Origin of the sequence: Candidatus Symbiobacter mobilis CR, assembly GCF_000477435.1 — a bacterium.
GTDB classification, from domain to species: Bacteria; Pseudomonadota; Gammaproteobacteria; order Burkholderiales; family Burkholderiaceae_C; genus Rhodoferax; species Rhodoferax mobilis.
In genome coordinates this window covers 358,563-378,891 of sequence record NC_022576.1, presented here as the reverse complement: position 1 = coordinate 378,891, position 20,329 = coordinate 358,563, and the positions used below count along the sequence as shown (strand labels likewise).

Here is a 20,329-nt window from a genome sequence, read left to right as displayed (position 1 = left end):
ACCTCGTCGACATCGTCGCATGGTTCGTAGCCTGGGAGGCGTGTGACGTCTGGGTTGGCACAGGATTGCATCATGGTACGTATACCGCTTGGCATCGCTCTCGGGGTCGTTCTTCCCCTCCTCCCTACCCTGTCGCTTGCGGATCTGACGCTGGCACAGCAGAAGAACTGCATGTCCTGCCACGCTGTATCTAACAAGGTCGTCGGCCCCTCTTTCGAGAGCATCGCCGAAAAATACGGCAAGCAAAATGCCTCCAGCAAATTGGCGAGCAAAATCATGCGCGGCAGTTCTAGAAACTGGGGCGCCATTTCCATGCCCCCCAATCCGCAACTGACCCCCGACGAGGCACAGGCCCTCGTCAAGTGGATCATGAGCCTACGTTGACTGACAGGTAAAGCTGTGTCCACCAAACATCCCCTCCATACCTCCGTGCTGCGTCCCCTGCAGCCGGTATCGCGTTTTATCTTCGCCAGCCGTTGGCTACAGCTCCCCTTGTACTTGGGGCTGATTGCCGCGCAAGGCGTATACGTCTTCCACTTTTGGGTCGAACTCGTCCACCTGCTCGAAGCCGCATGGGGAAATCCCCATGCGCTGCAAGCGCTTGTTACCGGGATTGGCTACAAATCGGACGCTACGGTCACTACCCTCAATGAGACGATCATCATGCTCGTCGTGCTCGCGCTCATTGACGTGGTGATGATTTCCAACCTGCTCATCATGGTGATCGTCGGAGGGTACGAAACCTTCGTCAGCCGCCTGGGGCTGGAAGGCCACCCCGATCAACCCGAATGGCTCAGCCACGTCAACGCCTCGGTGCTGAAAGTCAAGCTGGCCACGGCCATCATCGGCATCAGCTCCATCCACCTGCTCAAGACTTTCATCAACGCGGCCAATTACGAAAACCGCGTCCTCATCGCACAAACGGCGATCCATATCGCGTTCTTGTTTTCGGCCATGGCTATCGCCTATACCGACAAGATCATGAGTTCACACGCTGCTGCATCGGCTTCACATTGACTTTTGCGATTTCCGTGGGAGCCTGCCTCGTTCGATCCCACCCTATTCCTCCCTATTCCTATCTCCTTCTTCTTCTCCCATTCCATCCTCTTTCCTTCTGTACCGCTTGCGTTCTATGACTACCACCATCCGCCAGGACGATCTGATCGAGTCCGTCGCTGCTGCCCTGCAGTTCATCAGCTACTACCATCCCGCAGACTTCATCGAGCATCTGACCCGTGCCTGGGAACGTGAGCGCAGCCCCGCTGCCAAGGATGCCATTGCGCAAATCCTGAGCAACAGCAAGATGTGCGCCACGTCACACAGGCCGATTTGCCAAGACACGGGGATCGTCAACGTCTTCCTCCAGGTTGGGATGGACGTGCGCTGGGAGGGGTTCTCCGGCAGCATCGAAGACGCGATCAACGAAGGTGTGCGCAAGGCGTACCTGCACCCGGAAAACACCCTGCGCGCCAGCGTCGTCGCTGATCCGCAATTCCTGCGCAAAAACACGAAGGACAACACCCCCGCCGTCGTGCATTGCCGACTCGTTCCCGGCAACACCGTCGAAGTCACTGTTGCCGCCAAAGGCGGGGGCAGCGAGAACAAAAGCAAGCTGGCGATGCTCAATCCCGGGGACTCCGTCGTCGATTGGGTGCTCAAAATGCTCCCGATGATGGGTGCAGGCTGGTGCCCTCCGGGCATCCTGGGGATCGGCATCGGTGGCACAGCAGAGAAAGCTGTCCTCATGGCCAAGGAAAGCCTGATGGACGCCGTCAATATGTACGAATTGCAAGAGCGCGCAGCAACGGGGGCCGTACTCCTTCCCGAGGAAGCGCTGCGGCTGGAGCTGTACGAGAAGATCAATGCGCTGGGCATCGGCGCACAGGGCCTGGGTGGGTTGACGACAGTGCTCGACGTCAAACTCAAGATGTTCCCCACTCACGCTGCCAGCAAACCGGTGGCGATGATTCCCAATTGCGCCGCCACCCGCCACGCCCACTTCACCTTGCGCGGCGATGGCCCGGTCTACCTCACCCCCCCCAGCCTGGACTCGTGGCCACAGGTCGATTGGGCTCCCAACGATGCGTGCCGCCGCGTATCCCTGGATACCTTGACCCGCGAGGAAGTGGCGAGCTGGAAACCCGGGGAAACCCTGCTTCTGCACGGCAAGATGCTGACGGGGCGCGATGCAGCCCACAAACGAATCCAAGACATGCTCGCACGTGGTGAACCCCTCCCCGTCGATTTCCGCAACCGAGCAATTTATTACGTAGGCCCCGTCGATCCCGTCGATAACGAAGCCGTAGGCCCCGCCGGCCCCACGACGGCCACGCGCATGGATGGCTTCACCGAGATGATGTTGTCGCAAACCGGGTTGCTCGTGATGATCGGCAAGGCAGAACGCGGCCCCATCGCAATTGAATCGATACGCAAGCACGGTTGCGCGTACCTCATGGCCGTCGGCGGCGCGGCGTATCTGGTTTCCAAGGCCATCCGCGCAGCCAAAGTCCTTGCATTTGCCGACCTGGGCATGGAAGCCATCTACGAATTCGAAGTGCAGGACATGCCCGTCACCGTTGCCGTGGACAGCCAGGGCACCAGCGTGCATACCACCGGCCCAATCGAATGGCAGCGACGGATCACCCTGGGTGTTACCGATGCATCGATAGCCTGTCCGGACCTTACCCGGCAGCGTGATTGTTGACGCACAGCCCGACGCCGATGGCTGCATCGGCGTATTTGACAGCGGCATCGGTGGGTTGAGCATTCTGCGCGAGTTGCGCGCAGCCTTGCCCCACGATAGTTTTGTCTACGTCGCGGACAACGCCCATGCCCCGTACGGGGAGCGCGATGCGGCTTTTGTCGTTGCACGCTCGCGGACGATCACTGCGCAGCTCGCCCACGCTGGCTTGCGTGCGCTGGTCGTCGCTTGCAACACCGCCACCGCAGCGGCTATTCACGTGCTGCGCAGCGAGTACCCCAGCCTACTCATCGTGGGGGTAGAACCTGCGCTCAAGCCCGCAGTCATGCTGAGTCGCAGTAGGCGGATCGGTGTACTGGCAACACGGGGCACGCTCCAAAGCCCGAAATTCTGTGCCTTATCGACTTCTCTTGCCGATTGCGCGCACTTCGTCTACCAACCCTGCGACGGACTGGCCGCTGCCATCGAGGCAGATGACCAGCCGCAGATCAAAAGTCTATGCACCCGGTACCTTGGCGCCCTCGCCCCCTTCGGCGTTGCGGGCATCGACACCATCGTGCTCGGATGTACCCATTACCCTTTTGCCCTGGACACCATGCAGCGCATTGCAGGAACCGAGGTGCGATTCCTCGACACCGGCATCCCCGTGGCTCGCCACACCGCACGCTTGCTACCGCCCCGTAGTCCTGTCATGACCGCGCCAACATTGCGGCTCATGGCCAGCGGCAACCCCCATGCTGTGCGCAATGCTGCCCAACGCTGGCTGGGCATCGACGCCCCAGTGCTCCCTTTGCAGGCGTAAAACCTATTTCAGTAGGCTATTTCCAGGCTGGACGGCACTCTTTCCTCCAGCGGGGGATGCTGTGAGGAGGGCGGAACCAGAACTACCATCAATAGGCGTTGTGGTGTACCCAGCCTTTGAAGACCGTCATCAGGATGATCTTGAGGTCGAACCAGATCGACAAATGGTTGATGTAGTACATGTCGTAATCGACCCGGCGCTGCATCTTCTCCAACGTATCCGTCTCCCCGCGATAGCCATTGATCTGCGCCCAACCTGTAATGCCGGGTTTGACGGTGTGGCGGCGCATATACCCCGGAACCAGTTCCTTGTAGTACTCGTTGTGCGCAACGGCATGAGGCCGCGGGCCAACAATCGACATCCTGCCTTGCAAGACGTTGAGAAACTGCGGCAATTCATCCAGGCTGGTTTTGCGCAAAAACGCCCCCACCCGGGTGACGCGGGGATCGCTGCGGGTGGCTTGCGTGACCTGGAAATCCGGTTCCTGGTGCTCGACCATCGTGCGGAATTTGTAGACCCAGATCGGTTTGCCGTTCCAGCCATGGCGCAGTTGCTTGTAGAGCACCGGCCCCCGGGAAGTTACCTTGATAGCCACGGCAATAGCCAACATCGGAATGGCAATCAAACATAGGATCAGCGAGGCTCCCACGAAGTCTTCCACTGCTTTGGCCAGACGCATCGTCCCGGTCATGGGTGTCGTGGAAACGTCGAGCAATGTCACCCCAGCCAGTTCCTGCACCCCACCATGCAGATAGCGCGAGACGGCCGCATCCGGCACGATGCGAATATTCGCCATACTGTGGCGCAAGGCATGCAACGCGGACTGGATGGCGTGGTCGTCACCCAAAGGCAGGCACAGCCACACTTCATCACATGCCTGCATGGACGCAGATGCCGCAGGCAGGATTCCCGGAGCCATCGAAGCACGCACCCTGTATCCGCACCACGGATTCGAGGCAACGGCCTTCCGCACCTTGTCACATGCACTGTCGTCTCCCACGACAAGGATCGACTGTGCGCTTCCTTCGCGCCCCTGCAACCAGCCAACCGCAGCGAGCAAGGCCATGCGTTGCAACACCAGCATCACTGGGGTGATACATGCCCATACCAAGAACCACAAACGGGAGACCTCGATCGAAGTCTTGGTCAAAAACAACCACACCACCAAAGCCAGCACCGCTACGAACCACGCAACTACAACTGCTCGCAGTGATTGCTCAATCGCCATCCATCGCTGTCCCCCCATCCCACCCAGGGAAACCAACAACAACACCAGAGTACCCAAAAGGCTCAGCTCCGCGTAATAGTTGGGAAGCAGGCCCAAAACCTTGGGAACATGCGCTTGGTACACGAGCACACGGTATGCCAGACCTGCGCAGAACCAGACCGCCAAAACATCCAAGACAGCGGCGCAATGGTGAGCCCATGGCGCGTCTATGCGAGCGGGAATGTGCATGGAATGGAAGGAAGAAAAAAGGATAGGCAGCCACCGGGACGTACTTGCATGCTCAGCGCCTGCCGATCCATTCTACGTAGGCACACTATCCCGAATCGCACATGGAAAAGCGTTGTAATGACTAAGAAAAAGCGAAAGAAAACAGCGTCGCCACACCATTCGTAGCACGCTGTATACCCCAGAGAACAGTCCAGGGCATTCATGCATAATGCGCCCGCCCTGCTGCTTTGGGGCCCCGATTTGGAGGCGGATTCTTACCATACGCCGACCATTCGATACGCCCGTAAGGGTGTGTAGTGGGCGTATGGGGAATGCAAATCGCCATGGCAAGCAACATTGCCTATTGCGCATTTCCTCCGACATCACGGCAGGGTTCGTCCGACCGGTTTTCACGTTGGGGTGTGCAAACGCAGTGGTTGTTTCCCGGGGTGCTGACATCACTCCGAAGTGCTGCATCGGGTTGACATGAAAGTGCCTCAGCGGTTGCAATTTGAATTTTGGTCTTGCGTGACCTTGGGTGGTGCTGGTGCATTGGCCCTGCTTGTCATTGCCGACTTTGGCTGGGTTCCCTGCATCGTTGGTTCGCTACTGCTGGCAGGCGGCGTTTGGCTGGGGGCTACCATGCAGGCGCGTTCCCTCGCCGTGCAACTCGCCATTCACCATTTCGTCGAAGGTCAAACTCACCTCGGGGAAAAAATCATTCCCGTCTGGAAGAACCACATCGGTTCCTCCAGAGACCAAATGGAAAGCGCCACCAACGATCTCGTACGCCGCTTCGGAGAAATCGTGGACAAGCTCGACGCCAGCGTTCGCGCTGCTGCGCAGGAAACGAGCAACATGGAGCATGACAACGCCATGGCAGCTCTTTTCGCTCGCAGTGAAGAGCAATTGCGAACCCTGATCGAGGTGCAACAGTCCGCCATGCAAAGCCTGCAAGCGATGTTGACCAAAGTGCAAAGCCTGGACCGCTTCACGAGCGAATTGCAAGAGATGGCTGCTGACGTCGCACGCATTGCCCAACAAACCAATCTGCTCGCGCTGAATGCAGCCATTGAGGCTGCGCGTGCGGGCGATTTGGGAAGAGGGTTCGCAGTCGTCGCCAAAGAGTTCCGGATGCTTTCCAACCAATCCGGAGAAACTGGCAAGCGCATCGCGGAAAAAGTCAACGTCATCAGCGCTGCGATCACCAACACTTGTGCCGTAGTGCAGGAATCGGTCAGCCAGGAAGGGGGATCAATGGATGTGGCAAACCAGACCATCTCCACCGTGCTGACGGAATTTCGTTCGATCCTTGATGCCTTTGCGAAAGCCAGCAACTCGTTGCGCACGGAAAGCGTCGGCATCCAGGATGAAGTCAATCAGGCACTCGTTCAGATGCAGTTTCAGGATCGTCTCAGCCAAATCCTGACCCAGGTGGAACGCAATATGGATCGCTACCCGGCAGTGTTGCACGAACAATTGCAGCGGTTCACTGCCGAAGGCATGCTGCAACCGGTAGATGTCCATCAATACCTGGAGGATATGAAAAGCAGCTACGTCATGAGCGATCAGCACATCGTTCACGACGGCGGAGTGGCTGCTCCCACCGGCAACACAGACATTCGGTTTTTTTAGAGGAGTACCATGGCAAAAACGATCCTGATCGTCGATGACTCTGCCTCCATGAGGCGTGTCGTCGGTATTGCCCTCAAAAGCGCGGGCTACGATGTGGTGGATGCGGTGGACGGTCGGGATGCACTGTCCAAGCTCAAAGGGCAGAAAATTCACCTCATCATTAGCGATGTCAACATGCCCGTCATGGACGGGATTGCGTTCCTCAAGGCGGTCAAGCAAATGCCGGTGTACAAATTCACCCCGGTCATCATGCTGACTACCGAGTCGGACGAAGCCAAAAAGCGGGAAGGGCAATCTGCCGGGGCGCGTGCCTGGGTTGTCAAGCCTTTTCAACCGGAACAACTGATCGGAGCCGTACACCGGCTGTGCCTGCCATGAGTGTTGCCAATGTTTTGCGCATCGAAGGAGAGCTGACCATCTACCGTGCGATGGAACTCAAGACTGCGCTGCTCCCCAATCCACCGTTGACGGAAATCGACTTGTCCGGTGTCACGGAGATCGATACCGCAGGGGTGCAGTTGTTGATGCTGGCCAAGAAGACGGCACTCGCCGAACACCGCAAATTACGGTTGATGGGGCACAGCCCACCGGTGCTGGAAGTTTTCGAATTGCTAAACATCGCAGCGTATTTCGGTGACCATCTGGTCATGGGGCCGCGTGTTGCAGGGGGAAGGAGCGGAGATGGACATTGATGACGCACTGGAAACTTTCATCATCGAGAGCAGGGAACTGCTCTTGGATATGGAGACCGCCTTGCTTACTGTAGGCAAGTCGGATGATTTGGAAGAGGTAGTCCATGCTGTCTTTCGGGCAGCCCACACCATCAAAGGTTCTGCGGGGCTGTTTGGCCTGCGCCATATCGTTGGATTCACCCACATCGTCGAGAGCGTGCTCGACCGTGTGCGGGGAGGATCTCAACCACTGACGAGCGACCTCGTTGCCCTCCTTCTGGCTTGCTGCGACTATGTTGGCACGCTGATCAATGGACTGGCAGCGGGGGAACGGGAACCCAATGCAACCTTGGTGGAACAAGCAGAACCTCTGTCCACCCGGTTGCGGGTCTACATGGATACGCCCAAACCGGCGGTTCCTGCCGCCGCCGAGCCTGCCGCAGTCGTAGCCAAAGGCGACAACCAGCAAGACGCCGACAGCGTGCAACGCATAGGAGGAAGCAGCGCAGTCACAGACTATTGGCATATCTCGGTGCGGTTTAGCCCTGACGTGTTGCGCAATGGAATGGACCCCTTGTCCTTCATCCGGTACCTGGGAACGATGGGCAAGATCATGGGTATCGAGACCGTCACCGACGGACTGCCCGATGCCGCCCAGATGGATCCGGAACTCTGCTACCTCGGCTACGAAATCGCGTACCAAACCAGGGTAGACAAAGCCACGATCGAGAGTGCTTTCGAATTCGTGCATGACGACTGTCAACTCATCATCCTGCCGCCGCATAGCCTCATTTCCGAGTACGTGAACCTCATCGGCCAACAGCAAGGAGAGATGACCCTGCTGGGAGACATGCTTGTTCGCTGCGGCACCCTCACCGCACAGGAACTGGAAGTGGCGCTGAAGTCCCAGGCACGCACTCCGGAAAAACCCATCGGGGCCATTCTGGTCGAACAAGGTTCAGTGCGGCCCGAGGTAGTCGAAGCTGCACTATCCAAGCAGAAACAGATCAAGGAAATGGGCGCGGCGGAAAGTCGTTCGATCCGCGTCGATGCCGACAAACTCGATCAGCTCATCAATCTGGTGGGCGAGTTGATCATCGCGGGGGCAAGCGTCAACATGATTGCGCACCGCACGATGATCCTCGAGTTGCAGGAAAGCACATCCAAACTCGCCACCCTCGTCGAAGAAGTGCGCGATAGCGCTTTGCAGTTGCGCATGGTGCGCATTGGCGCCACATTCAATCGTTTCCAGCGCGTCGTACACGATGTCTCGCGCGAGTTGGGCAAAGACATCACGCTCATCATCGACGGAGAAGATACCGAGCTTGACAAAACGGTGGTCGAAAAGATCGGTGATCCCCTCATGCACCTGGTACGCAATTCGATGGATCATGGCATCGAATCTGCGGAAGTGCGTGCGGCGCAGGGCAAGCCCGTGCAAGGTACCTTGCGTCTCAATGCCTACCACGATTCAGGGTCGATCGTCATCACAGTGGAAGACGATGGAGGTGGTCTCAAGCGCGACCGCATCCTGGCCAAGGCTATCGAACGGGGCTTGGTCGAATCCGGTCACCACCTCAGCGATAGCGAAATTTTTGGATTGATCTTTGAACCAGGGTTTTCCACTGCGGACAAGATCACCAATCTGTCTGGCCGTGGCGTGGGGCTCGACGTGGTCAAGCGCAACATCGCGAGTTTGCGCGGAACAGTCGGCATCGACAGCGAAGCAGGCGTCGGAACCATCGTCACGATTCGCCTGCCGCTAACCCTGGCCATCATCGACGGCTTCCTCGTCAGTGCGGGCAAATCCGTCTATGCCATTCCGCTGGACATGATTGAAGAATGCGTGGCGTACTCCGCCGAACCTGGGCACGATTACACCAATCTGCGGGGGGAAGTGCTTCCGTTCATCCGCATCCGGGAACTGTTTTCCATTCCTGGCAAACCTGCCAAAGGGGAAAATATCGTCGTACTCAAACACGCCGGACAAAAAGCCGGGTTGGTGGTCGATGCCTTGCTGGGAGAATTCCAGACAGTCATCAAACCACTGGGGCAATTGTTCAGCCAGTCCCGGTGTATCAGCGGTTCGACCATCCTGGGCAGTGGCGAAGTGGCGCTAATCTTGGACGTTCCCGCTTTGGTGAGACATGTTATGGAAAAGGCTGGGCAAGCCATGCCCGAATTTGCATAGCTATTGCAGATATGGTTCCATCTTTATGTACTTGGACGCAATACGTAGCATCCACCGCTCCGTATGTTCCAACTATGCGGGATAGTTGGTTAGTGTTTTGTTCTGGTTTGTGCGTTTCGGTGTTTTTGGGTAATTTTTAGGAAAGGGTATGCAATGTTTTCCAATCTGAAAATTGGTATTCGTCTCGCCATAGGTTTTGCGGCAACCGTGGCATTACTCGTTGTGATTGCCATCATTGGCATTGGGCGCATCACCCAGCTCGATCACGATGTGCAAGAGCTTGTTACCGACGCATATCCCAAAGTTGTTGCCGCAACCACGATTGCGGAAAACGTCTCGGTCGTTGCGCGGCATTTGCGCAATGCGTACCTGTTCAACGGCGCCGAGCGCCAAAAAGCGTTGGATGGGTTGATGCAAGCTCGCCAGAAGATTGTTGACAACATCAACGTTTTGGAAAAACGTATCACTAGCGATAAGGGCAAGGAAATGCTTCGGGATCTCAACGCCGCACGGCAAGGGTATCTCCAAGCGCAAGAGAAAGCGCTGGAGCTTATCAAGGCGGATGCACCAAGGGAAGTGTTTGCTGCCCTCCTGCAAGGGGAAGTGCGCACTGCCCAAGCTGAGTACCTCGACAGTGTGGCCAAGCTCAACAAATTCCAGGACGAATTGATGACCGCTGCCGGCACCAATGCTGCGGAAGAAGCGGCTGCCGCCACCCAACTTCTCACCATTCTGGCGTGTATCGGCGTATTTCTGAGCGTAGTGATTGGCTGGCTCATCACCCGGAGCATCACCATCCCCACCAGCTCGCTGGTTGCTGGGGCAGAAAAAATGGCTTCCGGGAACTTCAACTTCCAGCTTGATGTCTCTGGTACCGATGAAGTCGGCATACTTGCCAAAGCCATGCAGACGATGCAAGCAGCAGTGCAGGCCATGATCGCCGATGCAGTGATGCTTTCCAAAGCAGCAGTGGAAGGGAAGTTGGCAACCCGTGCCGATGCTGCCAAGCATCAAGGCGACTTCCGCCAAATTGTCGAAGGTGTCAACAAAACCCTGGATGCGGTCATTGGCCCGCTCAACGTCACCGCTGAATACGTGGAAAACATTTCCAAGGGCATCATTCCACCCGTCATCGTCGACCATTACAACGGAGATTTCAACATCATCAAAGGGAACCTCAATGCTGTCGTAAAGATGATGAGCGATTTGCTCGCTCAAACCGACATCATCATCCAGGCAGCAGCCAATGGGGAACTCGATAAACGTGCGAATGCCGATCTCTTTGTCGGTGGGTGGAATAAGCTCGTCGTCGGTGTCAACGAGACTGTCACCAACATCGTCAACCCTTTGAATGTCACAGCCGATTACGTAGAGCAGATATCCAGAGGCGTCATTCCACCTATCATCACGAAGGAATACAAAGGGCAATACAACATTATCAAAGGCAATCTGAATACCGTCGTAAAGATGATGAGCGATTTGCTCGCTCAAACCGACATCATCATCCAGGCAGCAGCCAATGGGGAACTCAAAAAGCGTGCAAATCCCGACCTGTTCCAGGGGGGATGGAACAAGCTCGTCGTCGGTGTCAACGAAACTGTTACCAACATCGTCAACCCCTTGAATGTCACTGCGGAATATGTCGATCGCATTTCCAAGGGGGACATGCCGCCCAAGATCACTGCTGCATACAGCGGCGACTACAACATCATCAAAAACAACCTCAATGCATTGATCGACGCCACCAATCAGCAAGCCAATGCTGCCTTGGCCATCTCCAAGGGCGACCTGACCGCAGTGGTCAATGTCCGTTCGGACAACGACATGCTGGCGAAAGCGCTGATTGATGTCATCAAGGCAGTGAATGCCCTGGTTGCTGATGCCAATATCCTTTCCAAAGCCACTGTGGAAGGTGAACTGAGTATTCGCGCCGATGCCACCAAACACCAGGGTGAATTCCGCAAGGTGGTTGAAGGCCTCAACGGCGTGATGGTTGCTGTCAACCAGCCAGTCCAAGAGCTGCGGGACGTACTGGGCGCCATGCAAGGCGGTGACTTGACTCTACCCATGAAGCGGAACTACTCTGGCACCTGGGACGAGCTGAAGAACGCAGTCAACAACACCCTGAAGAAATTGACCGAAGTCGTGGCCGAAGTCAACAGCGGTGCCCAGGCCTTGGCTAGCGCTTCCGAGGAAGTCAGTGCCACAGCGCAATCTCTGAGCCAAGCTGCCAGCGAACAGGCTGCGGGGGTCGAGGAAACCAGCGCATCGATCGAACAGATGACATCTTCGATTGCCCAAAACACGGAAAACGCCAAGATCACCGACGGCATGGCCAGCAAAGCCGCCAAAGATGCGGCAGACGGTGGGCAGGCCGTGGAAGCGACGGTCTCCGCCATGAAGCAAATCGCCCAGAAGATCGGGATCATTGACGACATCGCTGCGCAAACCAATCTGCTTGCCCTGAATGCTGCCATCGAAGCAGCCCGCGCCGGCGAGCATGGCAAGGGTTTTGCCGTGGTAGCTGCCGAAGTGCGCAAGCTGGCAGAACGCAGCCAAATCGCCGCGCAGGAAATCGGGGAAGTCGCCAGCAGCAGCGTGGAGCTCGCGGAAAAGGCAGGCAAGCTGCTCAACGAGATCGTCCCCAATATCCGCAAGACCTCCGACCTGGTGCAGGAAATCACTGCTGCGTCGACGGAACAGTCCAGCGGCGTGGGCCAGATCAATGCCGCCGTCAGCCAGCTCAACCAAACTACCCAGCAGAACGCATCCAGTTCCGAAGAGCTTGCCGCCACATCGGAAGAGATGAGCAGCCAAGCAGCCCAACTACAACACACGATGTCGTTCTTCAGGCTGGACAGTGCTGCGCAGGCCAGCAGCAACAAGTCCCCCGCCCCGCACCAGATGCAGAAGTCTGGGCCTAGAAATGCTCGATCCTCCGCGCCAACAAGGCAAGTATCGTCAGCACACTCCCACGCATCCAGCGAAGATCTGGACGAATCGCAATTCACCAAGTTCTAAGGAGAAGCGCCCGTGAACGCACTCGTCAAAGCTGGTTCCAAAAGCGCGCTGGCCATCAGGGCTGCCGCAGCCCAGACCATGGTGGAGGAAAAGCAGTACCTTACCTTCATGCTCGGGGGGGAGATGTTCTCCCTGAGCATCCTCTGCATCAAGGAGATCATTTGGTATTCCAACCTGACGGAAGTTCCCATGATGCCGAGTTGCATCCGAGGTGTGATCAACCTCCGAGGTGCAGTCGTCCCGGTCATGGATTTGTCTACCCGTTTCGCCAAACCTTCCACCCCGGTCACGAAGAGCACGTGCATCGTCATCATCGAACTCGAGACCGGGAGCGAAGGAGAACACCAGAACATGGGGGTGGTCGTGGACTCTGTGCAGGCAGTGCTGGAAATTCCCACTTCCGAGATCGAGCCACCTCCGACCTTTGGCGCCAAGATTCGCTCGGACTTCATCGAGGGAATTGCCAAAGTCAATGGCAAGTTTGTGATTCTTCTCAATGTCGCACGCGTGCTGTCTACTGAAGAAATCAGCCAGATGGGGCAGGTTGCCGCCATTGCCGAGGTAGCGCCCACATCACTGTGAGACCAAGAGACTGTCCTACTGTTCCGGATGCACCCTTTTCGGGTGCATCTTGTTTTGGAGAAACATCATGTTTGCAAATTTGAAAATTGGCGTACGTTTATCGTTGGGTTTTGTGTTCATCTTGTCCCTCATGCTCGGACTGGCTTTCGTCGGAATCAACGGCATGGCCAGCGTGCAATCCCGACTCGATGAGATCGTCAACGACAACATGCACAAGATCGACCTCAACTCCAAAATGGTTCGATCTGTCAACGATGTGCAGCGTTTGCTGCGTACCTTGCTGTTGATGAAAGATCCCGATGCCCAGGCAGTGCAGCGCAAATCTATCGAAGCCGCCCGAGCACAGTACAACGATGCCTTTGAGGAACTCAACAAACTGCCCGCCAGCGAACAAGGCAAGGCATTTCGCGCCAAGATTCGGGACACTGCACAAATTGCCCGGCCGCTCAACGACAAGGTTGTCGAGTTGAGTTTGCAGGGCAAAAACGAAGAAGCCATCGACTTGCTGATGAAGGATGCACGCCCGGCATCCCAAGCCTGGCAAGCGGCCATCGACGACAACGTCGCATTCCAGGATCAAGGAACCCGTGCAGACTACGAAGCCGCGCAAGCTGCTTACGCGTCTGCCAGCCAAATGATGATTACTCTCGCTGCTTCTGCAGTGGTGTTGGGATTGCTCTTGGCATGGTTCCTGACACGTAGCATCACCATCCCTGTGCAGGAGGCGCTCGAAGCTGTCAACCGACTTGCCGATGGGGATCTAACCGTCCACATCGATGCGAAAAACAAAGACGAAACCGGCCAAATGCTCTACGCCATGGCTGCAATGATTGAGCGACTGACCCAGGTCGTAGCCAACGTCAACGCTGGCGCACAGGCACTTGCCAGTGCTTCGGAACAGGTCAGTGCTACGGCGCAGTCACTCAGCCAAGCGGCCAGCGAACAGGCTGCCGGGGTCGAAGAAACCAGCGCATCCATCGAGCAGATGACATCTTCGATCGCGCAGAACACCGAAAACGCCAAGATCACCGACGGCATGGCAAGCAAAGCCGCCAAGGATGCCGTGGACGGTGGGGAAGCCGTGGAAGCCACAGTCACTGCAATGAAACAGATCGCCACCAAAATTGGCATCATTGATGACATCGCAGCCCAAACCAACCTCCTCGCACTCAATGCGGCCATCGAAGCAGCGCGCGCCGGGGAACACGGCAAAGGCTTTGCTGTCGTCGCGGCAGAAGTGCGCAAGCTCGCTGAACGTAGCCAGATCGCAGCCCAAGAAATCGGAGAAGTCGCAAGCAGCAGTGTGGCCTTGGCAGAAAAAGCCGGTCGCCTGTTGTCGGAAATCGTCCCCAACATCCGCAAAACTTCCGATCTGGTGCAGGAGATCACCGCAGCATCCACAGAACAATCCAGTGGAGTAGGCCAAATCAACGCAGCCGTCAGCCAGCTCAATCAGACCACGCAGCAAAACGCCTCCAGCGCAGAAGAGCTTGCTGCGACTTCAGAGGAAATGAGTGGCCAAGCCGAGCAATTGCAACAAACGATGACCTTCTTCAAAGTGGATGGTGGTTCCCATGTACCCGAATCCCACCCTACCCGCAAAGCGGCCCCACGCACTGCGGCTCCCCATCGCACACCTGTTTCGTCCAAAAAAACCGGTGCAGCAGCACATGCCCCCCATGCAGATCTCGACGAATCCTTGTTCACAAAATTTTGATTCTTAATCGCCATGTATCTGCTGGGTGGATCGATAGTGTTAGGTCGGCGGTTTGTCCAGTACTCTGGGCATGTTGTTTTGTTCCTCTCAGGAGTTGTCGATGTTTCGTGATCTTTCCATCCGGTGGAAACTTGTTGTGCTCGTCGCTTTGATGCTTACTGCGCTGGCTACGGCCAGTTTTGTGGGGTATAGGGGAATCGTCCGTGTCGGTGAAGCCGTCACGGAAGTCGGTGTAGTCCGCCTTCCATCGGTACATGGTTTGCTGATCATCAGTGAAGGCCAGACGGCCGTCAAATCTGCAACGCTGGCAGCGGCCATCTACGAAAACGACTACCAGGCCAGCAAAGAATTTGCTGGAGTACTGGCGCTACGCCAAAAGGCCTGGAGCAATATCGATCATGGATTCCGCATCTACGAACCACTGCCCCAGACTCCCGAAGAGACCATCATGTGGAAAGAGTTTCAGGTCGACTGGGCGCAGTGGAAGAGGATGGATGAACAGTTGGGTGAAACCCTTGCGGAATTGGCCAAAAACCCCGGGCCAGAACACCAGAAAGCGCTGTTCGTCACCTTCTACAGACAATTTCTCGACGCCCGCCCCTTCTTCAACAAGGCAGAAGCCAGCCTGCTCAAGGTCGTCGATCTCAACACAGCCATTGCCGATGCCAGCGTCCAAGACGGGGCCGTACAAATCGCTGCCGCCCAGCGCAATATGCTGATCGTCGCGGGCGTTTCTCTGGTGGTATCCGTGCTCTTGGCAACTTGGATTACCACCAGCATCGTTCGTCCCCTCTCCTTTGCCGTCGATGTGACGCACCGGATTGCTGGAGGGGATTTGACCGTCGCGATTGATGCTCCCTCCCGAGACGAAACAGGGCAGGTACTGCTGGCGATGCACGAGATGGTGGCGCGTCTTTCCCAGGTAGTGACCGATGTCAATAGCAACGCCCAAGCCTTGGCGAGCGCGTCAGAGGAGGTGAGTGCCACTGCGCAAAGCCTGAGTCAGGCAGCGAGCGAACAAGCTGCAGGCGTGGAAGAGACCAGTGCATCGGTGGAAGAAATGGCAGCGTCCATCGCGCACAACACGGAAAACGCCAAGGTGACCGATGCCATGGCCAGCCAAGCTGCCAAAGATGCCGAAAAAGGTGGGGAATCCGTCAATGCCACGGTTGAAGCGATGAAACAAATCGCCACCAAGATTGGCATCATCGACGACATCGCCGCCCAAACCAACCTGCTCGCACTCAATGCGGCGATTGAGGCTGCCCGTGCTGGGGAGCATGGCAAAGGCTTTGCTGTCGTTGCCGCTGAAGTCCGCAAGCTGGCCGAACGCAGCCAAATTGCCGCGCAGGAAATCGGGGAAGTCGCCACGAACAGCGTCGCGCTGGCAGAAACCGCCGGGGCCTTGCTCTCTGCCATCGTTCCAGCCATCCGCAAAACGTCCGACCTCGTGCAGGAAATCACCGCAGCTTCTTCGGAACAGTCCGGCGGTGTCAGCCAAATCAATACTGCAGTAGGACAGCTCAACCAAACCACCCAGCAAAATGCATCCAGCGCAGAGCAGCTTGCCGCTACCGCAGAGGAAATGAGTGGTCAGGCAGAACAACTCCAGCAGATCATCTCGTTTTTTCGACTGGCCACGCACGACCCAATCCCAGCCTCCCTCGCCTCTACCCACACGGCGCTAACGCCCTCCCATTTCCACAAAACGGCTATGCGTACCGCCACCCACGCTGCCAAGGCACAGCGTCCTGCTGCCTACTGATACCCGCATCTCCATACCCAATACCCCGCAGCATGGAGCACGCCGCCAGCCCCCACCAGACCTGATTCCCTGCACATTCCCTACCCCGTTTTTGCACCGTAGCAGCCTGCCTGCAGCAAGGGGCGTAGTGCTTGGCTCTTCTCCACGCACCGCAGCATCTTTTCCAACGTGTCCCTACAAAGCATCACCGACGCAGAATTCATGAAATTCCAGCGCTTCATTTACGAAGTAGCTGGCATTTCCATGGCAGACGCCAAAAAACCTTTGGTTACGGGCCGCTTGCACAAGCGGCTGGCGCACTACGGCCTGGATTCCTTTGGCCAGTACTTTCAGTTGCTGAGTTCTGGCCAGTACCCGGACGAAGTCCAAATGGCGGTAGACTTACTCACGACCAATGAAACATACTTCTTTCGAGAAATCAAACATTTCGAGTTTCTGCGCAAACTTGCGCTGCAGGAACGCGACAGATCAGCGATGTTTCGGGTGTGGAGTGCGGCCAGTTCCAGCGGGGAAGAGGCTTACAGCATCGCCATGGTGCTCGCGGACTGCATGCAATCCACCCAGTGGGAAGTGATGGGTACAGACATCAGCACCCGTGTACTCGAAGGTGCGCGGCGTGCTCTCTATACCTTGGAGCGGGCGCGCCACGTACCGGACAACTACCGCAAAAAGTTCTGCCGCAAAGGAACAGGACAATACGAGGGCTACTTGTTGATTGATCGCAGTCTGCGCACCCATGTCTCGTTTCGGCAGGTCAACCTCAACAATACCCTTCCGGAACTAGGTCAGTTTGACGTCGTTTTCCTCCGCAACGTCATGATCTACTTCAACAACGAAACCAAACGCCAAGTGGTGGCGCGTGTCATCGCGAACATCAAGCCCAAGGGATATTTCATGATTGGCCATTCGGAAAGCCTCAACGACATCAGCCAGGCCGTTCAAATGGTTGCCCCGTCGGTGTATCGCAAGGGAGCGTAGATTGGCGCGCATCAAGGATTTGATGGATATCTTCCTCCAGCCGGGGGAATTTTTCGTTGCAGATGCCAACTTTCAGATCCGCACGATCCTGGGGTCTTGCGTCTCGATCACCTTATGGCATCCGAAGGCACGCATCGGTGGCATGTCCCACTTTCTTCTGCCTTCACGGGGCAGCGCGACCCCACCAGATGAACTGGATGGGCGCTACGGGGACGAGGCCTTGCAGCTCATGGCTCGCGATCTCATGGCGTCCGGCGTCAACCCCAAGCAGTGCAAAGCCAAAATTTTTGGTGGAGGCAACATGTTTCCGGGCCAAACCCGTTCGACGGTCGTGACGATAGGCCAGCGCAACGGTGAAGCTGCCCGCACCCTGCTCCAACAGTGGGGGATCGAAGTGGTGACTGAAAGCCTGTTCGGCGTGGGACATCGCCAGATTATTTTCAACGTCAGCAACGGCGATGTCTGGTCACGCCAGGTACGGCCATCGTCTCAAGAAATTGCCTCGGAGCTTGACGTGCAACAGCACTCCCATTGACTCGGGGTACGTCATTACGGGCTTATGACCGTCCCGGATGATGTGATGGATAAAGGGATCGGCACTGCAAGTGCCTGCATACGTACTGATGAGCAAAATCAATGTTTTGGTAGTCGATGACTCGGCCGTAGTTCGACAAGTGTTGTCCGGCTTGCTTTCTGAAGATCCCGAGATCGGAACGGTGACTGCGGTAGCCGACCCCATCCTGGCCATGAACCGGATGAGCGTGCAATGGCCCGATGTCATCGTGCTCGACATCGAAATGCCACGCATGGATGGCATCACCTTCCTCAAAAAAATCATGGCGGAACGGCCTACCCCGGTCGTAATTTGCTCCACCTTGGCTACAGCAGGAACAGAAACTTCCATGGCAGCGCTCGCTGCCGGTGCGGTGGCGATCATCACCAAGCCCAAAATTGGGCTGAAACAATACCTGGAAGACGTTAGCGACGACATGGTCACCACCGTCAAGGGTGCAGCCAAGGCCAATGTCAAAGCTCTGGCCGTCACGGCCAAGCATTCTGCCGATGTCATCATGCCGGCTGCTGGCAAACACTCTGCCATGATCCAGACTACCGATCGGGTCATCGCGATCGGCACATCGACAGGTGGAACGCAAGCACTGGAAGTGGTCCTCGTCGATCTGCCCCGGGTCACGCCGGGAATCGTCATCGTCCAGCACATGCCCGAAAAATTCACCGCAGCCTTTGCGGAGCGCCTCAATGGGTTGTGCCAGATCGAAGTCAAGGAAGCGCAAAACAACGACCGGGTCATCAACAGCCGAGCGCTGATTGCCCCGGGTGGCAAGCACATGGTGTTGCGCCGTACCGGTGCGCAGTACTACGTGGAAGTGCTCAATGGCCCGCTCGTCAACCGCCATCGCCCTTCCGTGGACGTGCTGTTCCGTTCCGTAGCCAAGTGTGCAGGTCCCAACGCTTTGGGGATCATCATGACCGGAATGGGCGACGATGGCGCTGTGGGGCTGCTGGAAATGCGCAAAGCAGGCGCGCAAACCCTGGGTCAGGATGAGGCAAGCTGCGTCGTGTACGGCATGCCCAAGGAAGCCGTCAAACGCGGAGGAGTGGAACGTTCGGTTCCGCTACAACAAATCAGCCGGGAAATCATGCAGCAGCTTTCAGGCGTGATGGTGCGGTAAGCACGCTGCTGCATGTGCATTGGCCTATTGCTGCGTGCCGAATCTGCATGCACATTGCGCCGCAAAGCAATCAGTGCAACTGAATCCCACCTGAGGTGGCCCCTTTGCCAGCCCGCGCTGGAGGGGTGCATAGGCCGCATTCGTAGTGCCGGGCGTTTTCGTACGGCTCGGTCACAAAGTGGCCCCCACACTTGCTGCACTTCGTCATCGACAGCATTTTGGCATCAAGGAATTTCACCAAGCGCCACGCCCGGGTGATGGACAACTGTGGTTCCATCCCGCACTGTTCAATCTGTTCCTTGTACAAGCGAAAGGCCTTCATCAGTGCGTCCACGTCGTCCAACGCACTGACCTTGCTCAGGTATGCGTGGATATTCGCAAACAGGGAGGAATGGATATTGGGCTGCCAGGTCAGAAACCAGTCCGTGGAAAAAGGCAATTGCCCTTTGGAAGGTGAACGCCCTGCCACTTCCTTGTACAGCCGCAGCAGCCGCTCGTAGGAAAGATCCGTTTCGCTTTCCAACACCTGCAAGCGCGCGCCAAGCTGGATGAGCGCAACGGCGCGCTCCACTTGCCGGGAATCGTTCCACACGCTCTTGGTGGCTACTGCTGCTGCGGTCATGGCGTTCTCCTGAATCCTGGGAAATGAGAGGAAAGTGGGGAATAGGAAGGAAGGTGAATCAGAGAGCCTGGGCGTACTTGCCAGCCATCAAGATACTGGCATGGAGCTTGGTGGTCGATTCGTTGTTGATCTTGCTGGGAGCATGGTTCGTCAGCAACCCCCATACGACGTCGTCATCGACGCGGAATCGGCACAACAGCATCGGGCTGGAAGCAATCTTCAGAATCTGTGCCGGGGACAGCATCGCGATCAAATCGGCGGCTTCTTCGGAGACCCCCAACCGAAATAACGCTTCGGCCTTGTCCTTGCGGATGATGTTTTGCGCCAGCATCAGGTAGGACAGATTGGCGTCACGGATCTCTTGGGTCAGTTGTTCGTCGTTCATTTCCGGCTCCACGTTCAAATTGTTGCGTTGCATTCGTCGATCACCATGGAGCGAATTCTGAAGGGAAGCCCGTTCACCTTGAATCGGCCTTTGGATAAGCTCTATGTCGTCCTGGCAGCCCTGTCGTGTCAGG

At 56.8% G+C, this 20,329-nt stretch carries 18 protein-coding genes and 1 pseudogene; 16 read left to right on the top strand and 3 right to left on the bottom strand.

What is annotated here, in order from left to right:
• Positions 1–72: 72 nt before the first annotated feature.
• The 4 genes from CENROD_RS01460 (at position 73) to murI (ending at position 3,503) form a co-directional block, all read left to right on the top strand.
• Complete coding sequence (locus CENROD_RS01460) at positions 73–384, top strand: c-type cytochrome (protein ID WP_022771285.1); 312 nt, start codon at positions 73–75, stop codon at positions 382–384.
• Positions 385–399: 15 nt separating this feature from the next.
• Positions 400–1,017: a YqhA family protein gene (locus CENROD_RS01455; RefSeq protein ID WP_022771284.1), complete on the top strand. Its 618-nt coding sequence runs from the start codon at positions 400–402 to the stop codon at positions 1,015–1,017.
• 115 nt (positions 1,018–1,132) lie between these two features.
• Complete coding sequence (locus tag CENROD_RS01450) at positions 1,133–2,704, top strand: fumarate hydratase (protein WP_022771283.1); 1,572 nt, start codon at positions 1,133–1,135, stop codon at positions 2,702–2,704.
• Positions 2,694–3,503 carry a glutamate racemase gene (murI, locus tag CENROD_RS01445; protein ID WP_022771282.1) on the top strand — a complete coding sequence of 270 codons (810 nt, stop codon included), beginning with the start codon at positions 2,694–2,696 and terminating at the stop codon, positions 3,501–3,503. The genes CENROD_RS01450 and murI overlap by 11 nt, the downstream gene beginning before the upstream one ends.
• Before the next feature lie 88 nt (positions 3,504–3,591).
• Here murI and CENROD_RS01440 read toward each other — a convergent pair whose 3' ends face one another.
• On the bottom strand, positions 3,592–4,959 hold the full coding sequence (locus tag CENROD_RS01440; protein WP_022771281.1) for an undecaprenyl-phosphate glucose phosphotransferase: 1,368 nt from the start codon (positions 4,957–4,959) through the stop codon (positions 3,592–3,594).
• Between the two features lie 465 nt (positions 4,960–5,424).
• On the opposite strand from CENROD_RS01440, the gene CENROD_RS01435 reads away from it, so the two are divergent.
• From CENROD_RS01435 to CENROD_RS01385, 12 genes and pseudogenes are all read left to right on the top strand, one after another.
• Positions 5,425–6,573 (top strand): methyl-accepting chemotaxis protein, encoded by a 1,149-nt coding sequence (locus CENROD_RS01435; RefSeq protein ID WP_022771280.1) that lies wholly within the window; start codon positions 5,425–5,427, stop codon positions 6,571–6,573.
• Positions 6,574–6,582: 9 nt separating this feature from the next.
• Positions 6,583–6,951 carry a response regulator gene (locus CENROD_RS01430; RefSeq protein ID WP_022771279.1) on the top strand — a complete coding sequence of 123 codons (369 nt, stop codon included), beginning with the start codon at positions 6,583–6,585 and terminating at the stop codon, positions 6,949–6,951.
• Complete coding sequence (locus CENROD_RS01425; RefSeq protein ID WP_022771278.1) at positions 6,948–7,265, top strand: STAS domain-containing protein; 318 nt, start codon at positions 6,948–6,950, stop codon at positions 7,263–7,265. The genes CENROD_RS01430 and CENROD_RS01425 overlap by 4 nt, the downstream gene beginning before the upstream one ends.
• Entirely contained in the window at positions 7,255–9,435 is a 2,181-nt protein-coding gene (locus CENROD_RS01420) for a chemotaxis protein CheA (protein ID WP_022771277.1), read from the top strand. Before CENROD_RS01425 ends, CENROD_RS01420 begins: the two co-directional genes overlap by 11 nt.
• A gap of 153 nt (positions 9,436–9,588) precedes the next feature.
• Positions 9,589–10,899: pseudogene (locus CENROD_RS14210) on the top strand (MCP four helix bundle domain-containing protein); the annotation flags it as partial.
• Positions 10,900–10,902: 3 nt separating this feature from the next.
• Positions 10,903–12,456 carry a methyl-accepting chemotaxis protein gene (locus CENROD_RS14205; protein ID WP_476577877.1) on the top strand — a complete coding sequence of 518 codons (1,554 nt, stop codon included), beginning with the start codon at positions 10,903–10,905 and terminating at the stop codon, positions 12,454–12,456.
• A gap of 12 nt (positions 12,457–12,468) precedes the next feature.
• Positions 12,469–13,038, top strand: coding sequence for a chemotaxis protein CheW (locus CENROD_RS01410; RefSeq protein ID WP_022771275.1), 570 nt, complete (start codon positions 12,469–12,471; stop codon positions 13,036–13,038).
• Between the two features lie 67 nt (positions 13,039–13,105).
• Complete coding sequence (locus tag CENROD_RS01405; RefSeq protein WP_022771274.1) at positions 13,106–14,755, top strand: methyl-accepting chemotaxis protein; 1,650 nt, start codon at positions 13,106–13,108, stop codon at positions 14,753–14,755.
• Positions 14,756–14,855: 100 nt separating this feature from the next.
• Positions 14,856–16,520, top strand: coding sequence for a HAMP domain-containing methyl-accepting chemotaxis protein (locus tag CENROD_RS01400; RefSeq protein WP_022771273.1), 1,665 nt, complete (start codon positions 14,856–14,858; stop codon positions 16,518–16,520).
• Positions 16,521–16,688: 168 nt separating this feature from the next.
• On the top strand, positions 16,689–17,498 hold the full coding sequence (locus CENROD_RS01395; RefSeq protein WP_041193175.1) for a CheR family methyltransferase: 810 nt from the start codon (positions 16,689–16,691) through the stop codon (positions 17,496–17,498).
• A 1-nt stretch (position 17,499) separates the two neighbouring features.
• Positions 17,500–18,033, top strand: coding sequence for a chemotaxis protein CheD (locus tag CENROD_RS01390; RefSeq protein WP_022771271.1), 534 nt, complete (start codon positions 17,500–17,502; stop codon positions 18,031–18,033).
• Positions 18,034–18,121: 88 nt separating this feature from the next.
• Complete coding sequence (locus CENROD_RS01385) at positions 18,122–19,189, top strand: protein-glutamate methylesterase/protein-glutamine glutaminase (protein WP_022771270.1); 1,068 nt, start codon at positions 18,122–18,124, stop codon at positions 19,187–19,189.
• A gap of 70 nt (positions 19,190–19,259) precedes the next feature.
• Here CENROD_RS01385 and flhC read toward each other — a convergent pair whose 3' ends face one another.
• Together flhC and flhD are read right to left on the bottom strand one after the other, a co-directional pair.
• Positions 19,260–19,811 (bottom strand): flagellar transcriptional regulator FlhC, encoded by a 552-nt coding sequence (gene flhC, locus CENROD_RS01380; protein ID WP_022771269.1) that lies wholly within the window; start codon positions 19,809–19,811, stop codon positions 19,260–19,262.
• A 58-nt stretch (positions 19,812–19,869) separates the two neighbouring features.
• Complete coding sequence (gene flhD, locus CENROD_RS01375) at positions 19,870–20,196, bottom strand: flagellar transcriptional regulator FlhD (protein ID WP_022771268.1); 327 nt, start codon at positions 20,194–20,196, stop codon at positions 19,870–19,872.
• Positions 20,197–20,329: the final 133 nt, after the last annotated feature.